The sequence below is a fragment of the Micromonospora arida genome, assembly GCF_003857035.1.
Lineage (GTDB): Bacteria > Actinomycetota > Actinomycetes > Mycobacteriales > Micromonosporaceae > Micromonospora > Micromonospora arida.
This window is the reverse complement of sequence record NZ_QGSY01000113.1, coordinates 20,506-32,688: the sequence shown is the minus strand read 5'-3', so window position 1 is coordinate 32,688 and position 12,183 is coordinate 20,506. Positions and strand designations below refer to the sequence as shown.

14 protein-coding genes are annotated in these 12,183 nt (G+C 72.7%); 11 read left to right on the top strand and 3 right to left on the bottom strand.

Going from position 1 to position 12,183, the window contains the following annotated elements:
- Positions 1–63: 63 nt before the first annotated feature.
- Positions 64–810, top strand: coding sequence for a Fic family protein (locus tag DLJ58_RS05945; protein WP_124854223.1), 747 nt, complete (start codon positions 64–66; stop codon positions 808–810).
- A gap of 18 nt (positions 811–828) precedes the next feature.
- Here DLJ58_RS05945 and DLJ58_RS05940 read toward each other — a convergent pair whose 3' ends face one another.
- Positions 829–1,632, bottom strand: a complete 804-nt coding sequence (locus tag DLJ58_RS05940; protein WP_124854222.1) for an HAD family hydrolase — start codon at positions 1,630–1,632, stop codon at positions 829–831.
- A gap of 462 nt (positions 1,633–2,094) precedes the next feature.
- Here DLJ58_RS05940 and DLJ58_RS05935 point away from each other — a divergent pair, with 462 nt between their 5' ends.
- From DLJ58_RS05935 to DLJ58_RS05890, 10 genes are all read left to right on the top strand, one after another.
- The gene (locus DLJ58_RS05935; protein ID WP_124854221.1) at positions 2,095–3,285 is read left to right on the top strand and encodes a serine hydrolase domain-containing protein; all 1,191 of its coding nucleotides are present in this window, start codon (positions 2,095–2,097) and stop codon (positions 3,283–3,285) included.
- Positions 3,286–3,395: 110 nt separating this feature from the next.
- Positions 3,396–3,950 (top strand): RNA polymerase sigma factor, encoded by a 555-nt coding sequence (locus tag DLJ58_RS05930; protein WP_167493681.1) that lies wholly within the window; start codon positions 3,396–3,398, stop codon positions 3,948–3,950.
- Positions 3,950–4,960 carry a CU044_5270 family protein gene (locus tag DLJ58_RS05925; RefSeq protein WP_124854220.1) on the top strand — a complete coding sequence of 337 codons (1,011 nt, stop codon included), beginning with the start codon at positions 3,950–3,952 and terminating at the stop codon, positions 4,958–4,960. Before DLJ58_RS05930 ends, DLJ58_RS05925 begins: the two co-directional genes overlap by 1 nt.
- A gap of 221 nt (positions 4,961–5,181) precedes the next feature.
- Positions 5,182–6,285 (top strand): septum site-determining protein Ssd, encoded by a 1,104-nt coding sequence (gene ssd, locus DLJ58_RS05920; RefSeq protein ID WP_124854219.1) that lies wholly within the window; start codon positions 5,182–5,184, stop codon positions 6,283–6,285.
- Positions 6,282–7,493: a TadA family conjugal transfer-associated ATPase gene (locus tag DLJ58_RS05915; RefSeq protein WP_124854218.1), complete on the top strand. Its 1,212-nt coding sequence runs from the start codon at positions 6,282–6,284 to the stop codon at positions 7,491–7,493. The genes ssd and DLJ58_RS05915 overlap by 4 nt, the downstream gene beginning before the upstream one ends.
- Positions 7,466–8,773 (top strand): hypothetical protein, encoded by a 1,308-nt coding sequence (locus DLJ58_RS34455; protein WP_244218797.1) that lies wholly within the window; start codon positions 7,466–7,468, stop codon positions 8,771–8,773. Before DLJ58_RS05915 ends, DLJ58_RS34455 begins: the two co-directional genes overlap by 28 nt.
- Positions 8,770–9,537: a type II secretion system F family protein gene (locus DLJ58_RS05905; RefSeq protein WP_425271294.1), complete on the top strand. Its 768-nt coding sequence runs from the start codon at positions 8,770–8,772 to the stop codon at positions 9,535–9,537. Before DLJ58_RS34455 ends, DLJ58_RS05905 begins: the two co-directional genes overlap by 4 nt.
- Before the next feature lie 22 nt (positions 9,538–9,559).
- Positions 9,560–9,727 carry a DUF4244 domain-containing protein gene (locus DLJ58_RS05900; RefSeq protein WP_081883916.1) on the top strand — a complete coding sequence of 56 codons (168 nt, stop codon included), beginning with the start codon at positions 9,560–9,562 and terminating at the stop codon, positions 9,725–9,727.
- Positions 9,728–9,774: 47 nt separating this feature from the next.
- The gene (locus DLJ58_RS05895) at positions 9,775–10,170 is read left to right on the top strand and encodes a TadE family type IV pilus minor pilin (RefSeq protein ID WP_124854226.1); all 396 of its coding nucleotides are present in this window, start codon (positions 9,775–9,777) and stop codon (positions 10,168–10,170) included.
- Positions 10,170–10,589: an Rv3654c family TadE-like protein gene (locus tag DLJ58_RS05890; protein WP_425271293.1), complete on the top strand. Its 420-nt coding sequence runs from the start codon at positions 10,170–10,172 to the stop codon at positions 10,587–10,589. Before DLJ58_RS05895 ends, DLJ58_RS05890 begins: the two co-directional genes overlap by 1 nt.
- A 550-nt stretch (positions 10,590–11,139) precedes the next feature.
- Here DLJ58_RS05890 and DLJ58_RS05885 read toward each other — a convergent pair.
- Both DLJ58_RS05885 and DLJ58_RS05880 read right to left on the bottom strand, forming a co-directional pair.
- Positions 11,140–11,718 carry an LURP-one-related family protein gene (locus DLJ58_RS05885; protein WP_124854216.1) on the bottom strand — a complete coding sequence of 193 codons (579 nt, stop codon included), beginning with the start codon at positions 11,716–11,718 and terminating at the stop codon, positions 11,140–11,142.
- Between the two features lie 163 nt (positions 11,719–11,881).
- Entirely contained in the window at positions 11,882–12,091 is a 210-nt protein-coding gene (locus DLJ58_RS05880) for a hypothetical protein (protein WP_030334221.1), read from the bottom strand.
- Positions 12,092–12,183: the final 92 nt, after the last annotated feature.

The following is a 12,183-nucleotide window of genomic DNA, read 5'->3' as shown; positions in this document are numbered from 1 at the left end:
GTCCGGGTCGCGTTGCGGGCGGGTGCGGCCCGCCGCGCCGGGCCGGGTCGTTAGCGTGGCGGGGTGACCACCGACCCGCTCGCCCCGTTGCTCGCGCTCGCCGACATCGCCGCCGCCGTCGAGCAGGCCCGCGCGCGGTTCGACCAGGCGCTCGGGCACCGGGCGCTGCGCCGGCACGGCGGACAGGTCGCTGCCGAGGTCAGCCTGCGCTCCGCGGTGGCCAGTGCGGCCCTTGAGGGGGCCGGGCATGAGCGTGAGGCGGTCCGGGCCGGCACCGTCACCGACCCGGTGCTCCAGGGGGCGCTGCGGGTCGCCGGAGCGCTGCCGGGCCTGAGTGAGCTGTGGCCGAAGGCGCCCCGCCAGGCCCTCGCGAAACTGCACGTGCTCGCCGCCCGGGACCTGGTGTCGGAGGCCGAGCTGGGCCGCCCGGTCGCCGACCCGGTGGTCGCCACCCGGCTGGACGGGCTGGCCGGCCTCGTCGCCGGTGGCACGAAGGTCTCCCCGTTGGTGCTCGCCGCTGTCGTACACGGGGAGTTGCTGAACCTGCGCCCGTTCGCCGGGCCGTCCGGCGTGGTGGCCCGTGGGGCCGCCCGGCTGGTGCTGCTCGCCAGTGGCCTCGACCCGCGTGGCCTGCTCCCCGTCGACGTGGGGCACCGCGAGCGGGAGCCCGAGTACGTCGGCGCGGCCGGTGCCTTCGCCACCGGCACCCCGGACGGGCTGCGCTCCTGGCTACGCCACTACATGACCGCCGTCGAGGTCGGCACCGACCAGCTCACCGCCATCGGAGACGAGATCCTCGCCGCCGCCTGAACGGTTGGACGGGTGGAGTCAGGCGGTGGTGGCGGCTCGGGTGCGACGGTGGCGGCCGTACCAGGCGATGCCGATGGCCACACCCACCCCCACCCCCAGAGCCGCCGCGGCCACCGGGACGGCGGGCCGTTCCCGCAGCCGCCGGCCCAGCGGGATCGGGTGCCGGAACTCCAGCACCGGCCACGCGTTCTCCGAAGCCAGCTTGCGGAGCTGCCGGTCCGGGTTGACCACGCTCGGGTGGCCCACGCACTCCAGCAAGGGGCGATCGCTGTACGAGTCGGAGTAGGCGTACGAATCAGCCAGGTCGTAGCCTCGGGCGGCGGCCAACTCGGTGACCGCCTCGACCTTGCTCGGGCCCGCCGCGTAGAACTCGACCTCGCCGCTGTACCGGCCGTCCTCCACCGTCATCCGGGTCGCGATCACGTCGGTCACCCCGAGCAGCTCACCGATCGGCCGGACCATCTCCTCACCGGACGCCGACACCAGCACCACGTCCCGCCCAGCCGTCTGGTGCTCCACGATCAGGGCAGCGGCCTCGGCGTACACGTAGGGGTTGATCAGCTCGTGCAGCGTCTCCGCGACGACCTGGCGGACCTGCTCCACCTGCCAGCCCTTGCAGAGCGCAGCCAGGTAGTCCCGTGTTCGGGCCATGGTCTGCTCGTCGGTGCCGCCCAGCCGGAACATCAGCTGCGCGTACGCCGACTTGACCACGTCACGCCGGGTGATCAGCCCATCCCGGTAGAACGGCCGACCGAACGCCAGGGCGCTCGACTTGGCGATGACGGTCTTGTCCAGATCGAAGAAAGCGGCACTTCGGCCCACGGCGCGAAAGTCTAGCCGGATGGTCTATCGTCGGCGGGTGCCCGGGGTCATGCCACCCCTCAGACCTGCGGGCTCTCCGCTCCGCGTGATCACGCTCACACTCTGCGAGGAGATTTTCGCAGTGAGTGGAGGCAGCACCACTCGACGTGACGGGCGCGCTCAGGCAGACTTGTCCGTACGACGAGCTTTCACATCCTCGAAACAGGCAGACCCTCAGCGGTTGCACCCCCGTGACCGCTGAGTGGTTCGGCTCGACCCCCCCGGAGCCGAACCTCCGACGACCCCCGTCTCCCCCCGACGGGGGTCGTCCCTTTCCCGGGAGCGCTTCCGGCCCGGTGAACGGGTCCTCCCCGGTCAGCAACGGCAGCATCGGTACAGGGTTTCCTTCCCACCTCGTCGCGGACGGTGCGACCGTGGTCTGCCGTGTAATTTGCCAAACGGGACCAGCTGAGGAGGAAACACGTGGCTGCTGGCGGCTTCTCGTCGAAACGGCTGGCTCGGCTGCAAGGGCTGCTTGAGCACCACGTCGAGTCCGGCTTCGTCCCGGGCATGGTGGTCGTCCTCGCCCGCCACGGCGAGGTGCACATCGAGGCGACGGGTCATCTCGCGTTCGAAGGCGCAGGGTCGCGGACGCCGATGGCGGTCGACACGATCTTTCGCCTGGGCTCGATGACGAAGCCGATCGTCGCCGCGTGTGCGATGACCCTCGTCGAGGACTGCACCCTCCGCCTCGCCGATCCGGTCGACGATCTCCTCCCGGAGTTGGCGGACATGACAGTGCTCGCCGATCCCCACGGTCCACTGGACGACACCGTCCCGGCGGAACGCCCGATAACGGTGCGGGACGTCCTGGACGGCACCCTTGGCACCGGCATGGTCCCCGCCGAGCCGGGAACGGTGCCGATCGCCGACGCGCTGGACGCACTCGAATATCAGTCGCCGGACGGGTGGATCCGCCAGCTCGGTGACCTTCCGCTGGTCCACCAGCCAGGTGAGCGCTGGATGTACGACACCGCCGCCAACGTCACCGGCGTGCTCATCGCCCGCGCCACCGGCATGTCCTTCGGGAATGCCGTGCGTGAGCGGGTCTGCAAGCCGTTGGGAATGGCCGACACCGCCTTCAGCGTGGGTAGCGAGAGCATCGGCCGGTTCGCGACGGCGTACGAGCAGGACAACGCCGCCACCGGCGAGCCGGTCGTCGAGGACGCCCCCGACGGGCGGTTCAGTCGACCGCGAATGTTCGAGTCCGGTGGCGGCGGGCTCGTCTCGACCGCCCAGGACTACCTGGCCTTCGCCTCGGCTCTGCTCGCCGGGGGCGCCCTCGGCGGCGAGCGGGTGCTGTCGCGACCGGCGGTGACGCTGATGACGAGCGACCACCTGACCCCGACGCAGAAGGCCGTCTCCGGGTTCTGGCCCGGATACTTCGACGCCATCGGCTGGGGTTTCGGAATGTCGGTCCGCACCCGCCGTACGCATCTCGGGCCCTCGGTCGGCAGTTACGGATGGCCCGGCTTCTACGGCACCGCCTGGTACAACGACCCCGCCGAGGACCTGACCACGATCGTGTTCATGCAGCGGGCGCACGCGGGCGACCAGCGGCTGCCGATGTGGCACGACTTCTGGACCACCGTCTACCAGGCGATCGACGACTGACCGCAGCGTCCGTTTCCCTTTGGGCGGCACCCGCCCTCGGCCGCGCGGTAATCCCGGGCCCCCAAGCGACACAAGCCACTGTGAGAGTCGCCGAGGCAGTGGGGGTTCGGGTGGGTCCACCGAAGAAGCGGGACGAGGGCTGGTTCACCAGTCTCTACGCCGCCGAGTACGAGCACATGGTCCGATACGGCCTGCGCCGGCTCGCTGACCGGGATGCGTCCGCGGAGCTTGCCCAGGAGGTCTTCGTCGTCGCCTGGCGTCGCCGCGCCGAGGTGCCGGAGCGCAGCCTGCCCTGGCTGTACGGGGTGGCCCGGCGCCTTCTCGCGAACCAGTGGCGGTCGCGGCGTGCCGCCCCGGACCTCCTCCCGATCACCGATGTCGACCTGGAGCGACTGGCCGGATCGTCGGGTGCCGACACGAGCGTCGGGGTCGCCGACATCTGGACTGCTCTGGCCAACCTGAACGACCTCGACCAGGAGATCCTCCGGCTGGTGGGCTGGGAGGAACTGACGGTGTCCGAGGCGGCCAAGGTTCTCGGTTGCACCGGGGCGACCGCCGCGGTGCGCCTGCATCGCGCCCGACGCCGTCTTGCCGAAGCGATGTCGGACCGGCCCGGGCAGACCCGGCGTAGCCCGGTGTTGATGACCATTCGAGAGGATCTGTGATGTTCGGAGCAGAGCGAACCCGTACTCTTCTCGGCCCGGCCGACCCGGCCCGGCACGCCGTCGTCGGGCCACCGCTGGTCTCGGCGCGCGAGCTGATCGACCGCGCCGACGCCACCGAGACGGTGGCCGGGCGTCGTCGCGTACGACCGACCCGCCGGGTGGTCCTGGCGGCCGGCACGCTGGCGGTCGCGGTCGGCGCCGTGGCGGTGCTCCAGCCGTTCGGCGAGGGCGCACCGGACACTCCGGACGAACCGGCGGCGGCAGCGGGATTGGTACTCGTACCGGTCGCGTACCAGTTCGACGCGGATCCGCCGGCCGCCGGCCCGCAGCTGCGCATGCTGGCCGACAAGATCAAAGACGCGGCGTACGACCACCAGAGCGGACGCTACATGTATCACCACTCGAAGCTGTGGGGCGATCCGGTGATGACGTCCGCCGACGGTCGCCACCACGTGGCCTTTGCCAGCGAGACGAAGGTCTGGCAGGCCGCAGACGGGACCGGTAACCAGGCCAGCTCCCAACTGGAGCCGCAGTACCCCGACCAGGAGTCTCGGGACTACTGGGAGCGCGAAGGCAGTGCGCGGCCAGCAGCCACCGGCACCCCCGCACCGAGTGTCATTCCGCTACCGCCCAGGGAGCTCAGGCCACCGTCGGCCGTCCCGTCCGAGCTGCGGGAGCTGCTGAAGGTCGAGTACGGCGCGGGGGCGGCGAGCAAGGAGGTCAGCACGCTCTACGGCCGGTACGTCGTACCGCGTGCGACCCGAGCGGCGGTCCTGCGGGTCCTCGCCGACGTACCCGGCTTCCGCTGGCGGGGGCAGGTCACCGACCGCGCCGGCCGGCACGGAGTGGCCGTCACCTTCGAGGACCGCGAGCACGACCAGCAATCACTTCTGATCTTCGATCCGAAGACGGGCGAATTGCTCGCCGATGAGCTGTTGACGCTGTCGCCCGTGCGGATCAGCTCGTACAAGGTGATCCTCGATACCGCCTGGACCGACCGGGTCGGCTGACCGCCGACTTGCGAGGCCGCTCCTCTGGGGGAGCGGCCTCGCTGTCTTTCCCGCAGCGGCCGTAGCTGCGAAGTTGCCCGCGCTCGTAGCAGATCAACTGTCTCGGCGGCGGTTTTCCACAGCCCACCAGGTTGTCCACAGGCGACCCCATCGGGACGGGTCGGAGGGCGGATCCCGAGCACTGTCGACGGCATACCAGAGCCCGACCGCTGGAGGCCGCGATGCCACCCCGTACCACGGTTCCGCCGATCCGCCGGCTCCCGCTGGTCGTCACCGGCGACGACGATCTGCTCGATGATGTGCTCCGGCTCGCCGCCGTCGGCGGGACCGAGGTGGAGCTCGCCCGCGACCCAGCGGCTGCCCGCACCCGGTGGCTTCCCGCACCCCTGGTGCTGCTCGGCGCCGATCAGGCGCAGGCCTGCCTGCGCGCCCGGTTGCCGCAGCGACCTCGGCTGGTGCTGCTCGGCCGGGCTGGTCAGCTCGACCCCGGCTGGCAGATCGCCGAGCTGATCGGGGCCGAGCACGTCGCCACGCTGCCGGCCGCGGAGCCGTGGTTGGTCGACCGGTTCGCCGAACATGACCCGGACCGTCCGGCCGGCGTCGGTGCCCGGGTCGTCGCGGTCCTTGGTGGTCGGGGCGGTGCGGGCGCGAGTGTGCTCGCTGGTGGTCTTGCGGTGACCGCCGCCCGGGCCCGGCTGCGCACCCTCCTGGTCGACGCCGACCCGCTCGGCGGTGGCCTCGACCTCGTGCTGGGCTGGGAGCAGTTGGAAGGCCTGCGCTGGCCGTCGCTCACCAGCGCCGACGGGCGGGTGGACGCCCCGGCGCTGGTCCAGGCCCTGCCCAGCCGGGGTGATCTCGTGGTGCTCTCCTGGGACCGCGGCGAGATGCTGACGTTGCCGGTGACGGCCATGGCAGCGACCGTCGACGCGGCCCGACGTGGGCGGGACTTCGTGGTGATCGACCTGCCCCGGCAGTTGGACGACGCGGCCGTGGTGGCGCTGCAAGCCGCCGACCAGGCGTTCGTCGTCGTGCCGGCCGAGTTGCGCGCCACCGCTGCGGCCACTCGGGTGGTGGCCGCAGCCGCCCCGCACTGCGCCGCGCTCTCGGTGGTGGTGCGCGGGCCTGCCCCCGGGCGGTTGCGGGCGTCCGAGGTGGCACGCGCGCTGGGCCTCCCGCTGGCCGGCACGCTGCGCCCCGAGCCGGGGCTCTGCCGTGGGCTGGAACGGGGCGAGGCGCCGGCCGCCGGCGGCAAGGGCCCACTCGCCGCGCTCTGCCAACGGATCGTCACCGACCTCACCGGCGTGCCGGCTACGGGTGCGGCATGACCACCGGGCCGGAGGACGGCACGCTCGCCGCCCGGGTGCGGCAGCGGATCGCCGCCGCCACCACCCCGGTCACCGCGGCGGCCATCGTCTCCGCGGTACGGGCCGAGCCCGCCGCGGCAGTGCTCGGCGATACCGCCATGCTGCGGATCGCCGACCGGGTGCGCGACGACCTCGTCGGCGCCGGGCCGTTGGCGCCGCTGCTCGCCGACCCGGAGGTCACCGACGTCCTCGTCAACGGCGCCCGGGTCTGGGTCGACCGCGGGTCGGGGCTGCACCAGGTCGCCGTCCCGGTGGGCTCGGTGGAGGACGTCCGCCGGTTGGCGCAGCGGCTGATCGCCAGCGCGGGGCGGCGGCTCGACGACGGCTCCCCGTACGCGGACGCGCGGCTTCCCGACGGCACCCGACTGCACGCCGTGCTGCCGCCGGTGGCGACCGAAGGTCCCTACCTGTCGCTGCGGACCTTCCGACACCGACCGTTCACCCTCGACGAGTTGGTGCGCCAGGGGACCGTGCCGCGACCGCTGGCACCACTGCTCGCCGCAGTCGTGGCCGCCCGCCTGGCGTACCTCGTGACCGGGGGCACCGGGTCGGGCAAGACGACATTGCTCAACACCCTGCTGGGGATGGTGCCGACCACCGAACGGATCGTGCTGGTGGAGGACGCCGCCGAGCTGCGTCCGGGGCATCCGCACGTGGTGGGGCTCCAGGCTCGTACCGCCAATGTGGAGGGGACGGGCGTGGTCAGCCTGGCGGACCTGGTCCGGCAGGCGTTGCGGATGCGCCCGGACCGGCTGGTGGTCGGGGAGTGCCGGGGCGGTGAGGTGGTCGACCTGCTGGCCGCGCTCAACACCGGCCATGACGGGGGCGCTGGCACGCTGCACGCCAACACACCGTCGGACGTGCCGGCCCGGTTGGAGGCCCTGGGCATGTTGGGTGGGCTGCCTCGCGCTGCGCTGCACGCCCAGGTGGCCGCCGCGTTGCAGGTGCTGTTCCAGGTGCGACGCAGCGACCGGGGTCGCGTCCTGGAGTCGGTCTGCCTGCTGCTGCCCGAGGGGCCCGAACGGATGGTGACCGTGGTACCCGCCTGGGTGCGCGGCAGTGGGCTCGGGCTCGCCGCCCGCGCCCTCGGGGCGCTGCTGCGGGAGCGTGGGGTGGCGGTGCCGCCCATCCTCAGCGAGCCATGGCCCGGATCGGCGGGTCCGGCATGACCGGCGAGGCGATGCTGGTGGCGGCGCTGCTCCTGGTCGCCGCTGCCCTGGTGGCGTGGCCCGTGCGGAGCATTCGGGCCCGTCGACGTCGCGTGCTGGCACCGGGACGGAGGGCCGGCGGCGTCGATCCGGATGACGCTCTGGTGCAGTGGATCAGGGATCTTGGGCGCACGCCGGACGGGCCGGTCGAGGGCATCGGCGCTGACCCGACCTCGGGTCATCCGGTCGGCGTCGCGTTCGAGTCGGCAACTACTGCGGACGCCAACGGAAGGCGGACGGCACTCGGCTGGCCTGACCGGGACGTCACCCGCAGCCTGAGGTGGCCGGGAGTGGCAGGCGGGTTCACGCGTCCGGAGGGCCCGACGCGCCCGCCGGCCCGTCGGGATCTCCGACGCCCGAACGGCACCGCCCGCCCGGAGGTGGCCCCCACCATGCTCGACGCCGAACGACGGCCGGGCGCGTCGGCCGCCACGATCACGATCGGTGTCAGCGGTGTGGACGTAACCGGTCGGAACGACGTCTCCGGTCCGGCAACCGCGGATGGGCACGGCGACCTGGACGCCGGCTGTCGGGGCGACGCGTCCGACGGGTGCGCGATCGCCGATTGCCGCGCACACGGGCGCGTCGGCCCGACAGACAGAAGGCCGGGTACCCCTCCGTCGGCGCGCATCACGCGATCGACGGCCCGCGTGCTGCCGGTGGTCGGTCTGCTCGGTGGCGGTGTGGGTGCCGTGGTCGGCGGTCCGGTGGCCGCGGTCGCGATGGCCGGGTACGGCACGCTGGCCGTGCGCGCCGTGCTGCGTTGGCGAGTGAACCGGAGCGCCGAGCGGGATCGACGGCGTGGGCTGGACCAGCTCTGCGGCCTCGCGGCGGATCTGCGGGCCGGCCTGCCCGTCCCACACACGCTCGACGTCACGGCCGTCGAGAGTGACGGGGCGAGCCGCCTACGTCAGCTGACCTCGGCGGCGGTGCGGTTGGCCGACCGGACCGGCGCGCCGCTGGCGGAGCTTCTGGAGCGGATCGAGGCGGACGCTCGGGCGACCGACCGGGGTCTGGCCGCGGCGGCGGCGCAGGCAGCCGGTGCCCGGGCCACGGCCTGGCTACTGGCGGCCCTGCCGGTCGGCGGGATCGGGCTGGGGTACGGCATAGGGGTCGACCCCATGTCGGTGCTCCTGCACAGCACGATCGGTGGCGCCAGCGCGGTTGTCGCGGTCGCCCTTCAGGTCGTGGGCCTCCTCTGGGCGGAACGGCTGGGCGCGACACCGGGGCGGGCCAGATGACGGCCCGAGGCCCAGCCGGCCAGCCCGGCGCCGCCGGTCAGCGCCGCTCTGGGAGCCAACGCAGTTGGGCGAGCCAACGCAGCTGGGTCGGTCAGCGCAGCCCAGCCGGTCGGCCCAGCTCGGCGAGCCAAGCCGGCTTGGCGAGCCAGCCCAGCTCAACCAGGCGACGGCGGCCGGACGCGATCCGGCTCGTGGCGGTGCTGGCTGGGCTCGCCGTGGCCATCGTCGTCGAGGGCTGGCCCGGGCTGCTCGGCGCTCTCCCGGCCGCGTTCCTGCTCGATGTCCTGTTGCGGCGGATCGAGTCGCCCGCTGTGCGTAGGCGGCGGCAGCAGGAGGCCGCAGACCTACCGCTCGCCGCCGACCTGCTGGCTGCGGCGATGCGGGCGGGTGCCCCGGTGGATCGCTCGGTGTTGGCCGTGGCCGAGGCACTGGACGGGCCGCTCGCCGGCCGGTTGGCCCGGGTTGGCCGCACGCTGCTGCTTGGTGGTGGCCCGGTGGAGGCATGGTCCGCGCTGGACGGCGTGCCCGGCGCGGAGCGCCTGACCAGTGCGGCGTTGCGCTCGGCCAACAGTGGTGCCGCCCTGGCCGGCGCACTGACCCGGCTCGCCGACGACCTGCGCGCCGACCGGGCCACCGCTGCCGAGGCATCGGCCCGCCGGGCGGGTGTGCTCATCGTCCTGCCGCTGGGGCTCTGCTTCCTGCCGGCGTTCATTCTCGCCGGCCTCGTGCCGGTGATCGTCGCCGTTCTCGGCGATGTGCTCTGACCCATCGAGAAGGGAAACAGTCATGCGCAAACTCATCGCTCGCCTGCGCGGCGATGCCGGAATGAACACGGCCGAGTACGCCGTGGGCACCCTCGCCGCGGTCGCCTTCGCCGGGATCCTGTTGAAGGTGCTGACCTCCGGCAACGTCCAGTCGGCGCTGACCGCCGTCATCGACCGGGCACTGAAGTGATCGAGCGCCGGCGGGCCGGCCGCGATCCAGGGTCGAGCGTTCCCGGGCTGGCGGCACGCGGCGGACGGAGACTTCGCGTCCTCGCGCCAACCGTTGGCGGGGACCGGGGCTCCTTCACCGCCGAACTGGCGGCCGGCCTGCCGGCGCTGCTCCTGCTCCTGCTGGCCGGCCTGACCGCGGTCAACGCCGTCAGCGCGCAGGCGGGCTGCCTGCACGCGGCCCGGGAGGCTGCGCTCGCCGCCGCCCGGGGCGCGGACGGCAGCGCTGAGGGTGGCCGGGCGGCGCCGCCCGGGGCGGCGGTGTCGGTGTCCGTCGACGGCGACCAGGTGCAGGCGACGGTACGGGCACCCGTCCGGACGTTGGGCGGCCGGCTACCGCGAATCACCGTGGTCGCCACCGCCGTCGCCGCCGTCGAACCGGGCACTCACGAGGGGAGCTGGTAGTGCCACGAACTGGCGATCCATCACGGCGTGCCGGTCACGCACCGGCTTCCGGAAAGCTCGTTGACGGCCGGCTGGACCGGCAGCGAGGTGGCGCGACGGTCCTGCTGCTGGCGATGGGGCTCGTCTTCGTGGTGTTCGGGACGTTCGGCGCCGCCATCGTCGCCGCCGGCATGGCGAGTCAGCGGGCGGCGGTGGCAGCCGACCTCGGCGCGCTGGCCGGGGCGGCGCGGGCGCTCGACGGCGACACTGCGGCTTGTGCGTCCGCGTCCGACCTCGCCGGTCGCAACGACGGCCGGCTGGTCGGCTGTCACCTCGACGGGCTGGACGTGCTGGTGACGGTCGAGGTGGCGTTCACGCCACTACCCGGCCTGACCCGGGTGGCTGCGGCGAGCGCCCGTGCCGGCCCGGTGCGGGGCTGACCCTCGCGGCGGCGTCTCAGCTCACCGCTGGCGCGTCAGGCGCAGGGCGCGTCCGACGCAGGGCGCGTCCGACGGAAGGCGCGTGCAGCGCAGGGCGGCCTGTGGAGTTCCCGGCCGACCCGCGTCGCGGCATCAGGCGCAGGTACGGGCCGGCGCGTGGTCGAAGGACCTAGGGGTCTGGGGGGTTTGGTGGGCGCTGTGGAGCTGAATCGTTTACGACATCAAGGGTGATGCGTTTACGACATCAGCTCCAAAGGGGGATCGGACCCCCTTCAGGGGGCGAGTCGCCAACAGCCTGCCCGCCGGGAGTGCGGTCCGACGGCCTCCCGGCCGGGGAGTGCGGTCCGACGGCCTCCCGGCCGGGGAGTGCGGTCCGACGATCTCCCGGGCCGGGACTGCGGTTCAACGGCCTCCCGCCCGGGGAGTGCGGCCCGACGGCACGCCGGCCGGGGCTGGTCGAGGTCCAGGTCCCGGCCGGCAGCCGAGGAGTGGGTGGCCGCGACGGCGACCACCCAGGGTCACCGCAGCGCACTGGTCCGGGCCGGGTGTGTCAGCGGGCCTGGAGCGCGTCGAGTGCGACGGCCATCGCGATGACCAGGCGACGGTCGATCTGCGGGTTCTGCACCTCGACGATGTACTTGTCGCGCAGGCCCCACTTCTTGACCACGGTGAAGATCGGCTGGCCGTTCGCGGTGAAGTCGAAGTGGTACGGAAGCCAGGACAGCGAGTCGACGAATCGACGCAGCAGTGCCACCGGCATGCTTCGCTCCTGGCCCGTCACCTGCGGCAGGCCGCCCTGCTCGACGTGCCAGGTCGAGCGCAGCAGCGACTGGGCGAAGTCCTTGCGGAACAGGCCGATCGGGTTGCCAGCCGCGTCGGTGACGTCGTACGTGGCACCGAGGTCGATGCGCTGGCGGGCCTTGAAGCCGAGCAGAGGCTGCTGCTTGGAGTCATCCGTGTAGATGGTCACCTGCTCCTTGAAGGCGAGCCGCTTCTGCTGCGCGAACGCCAGCAGCTCACCCTCGGTGCCGTCGGGGGAGACCGCCCGGACCTCGTACTGGTTGACCATCATGCGCAGTCGCTGGCGGATGTGGAACTGGTGCTGGCCCTGCAAGTTGTCGAGCTGCATGTGTACTCCTCTGGGGTTGGTGCGCCGGAGTCTCGCACAGCCCGACAACCGTCGTGCCCCTGCTATCCATGATCAGTTGCTGCTGGGTAGCCGTCGAGGTCGCGGGACGACTACCCAGCACGGAGTGATCACTGGTGCCCTAGCAGGATCACTCCGGGAGACCTCAGCGACTGTCGACGGAGGTCGCGGCGCGCAGCGCCCAGGTGTTGAGGACCTGGTGGATGCCGCGCAGCCGCTCGTTGATCTGTTCCAGCCGTTCCGCCTGGGCCAGGGCGGCCAGTGCCGACCCCAGCGCGATCTGCTGGTCGAGGGTGAGATTGTCCTGGTCGATGGTGTAGAGCAGGTCGACGGTCTCGGCGATGGTGTCGGCCACAGCTTCTCCTCGGGCACGGGGGGCGATCAGCAACATTGGCATCGATGGAAGCGCTCCCACATCATTGTGCCCCGTGCCATGCCGATTCATGC

Excerpts from the sequence above, each read along its gene's own strand:
- DLJ58_RS05925 (WP_124854220.1), top strand. The coding sequence starts at position 3,950 with ATGTTCGGAGCAGAGCGAACCCGTACTCTTCTCGGCCCGGCCGACCCG.
- ssd (WP_124854219.1), top strand. The coding sequence starts at position 5,182 with ATGCCACCCCGTACCACGGTTCCGCCGATCCGCCGGCTCCCGCTGGTC.
- DLJ58_RS05915 (WP_124854218.1), top strand. The coding sequence starts at position 6,282 with ATGACCACCGGGCCGGAGGACGGCACGCTCGCCGCCCGGGTGCGGCAG.
- DLJ58_RS34455 (WP_244218797.1), top strand. The coding sequence starts at position 7,466 with ATGGCCCGGATCGGCGGGTCCGGCATGACCGGCGAGGCGATGCTGGTG.
- DLJ58_RS05905 (WP_425271294.1), top strand. The coding sequence starts at position 8,770 with ATGACGGCCCGAGGCCCAGCCGGCCAGCCCGGCGCCGCCGGTCAGCGC.
- DLJ58_RS05900 (WP_081883916.1), top strand. The coding sequence starts at position 9,560 with ATGCGCAAACTCATCGCTCGCCTGCGCGGCGATGCCGGAATGAACACG.
- DLJ58_RS05885 (WP_124854216.1), bottom strand. The coding sequence starts at position 11,718 with ATGCAGCTCGACAACTTGCAGGGCCAGCACCAGTTCCACATCCGCCAG.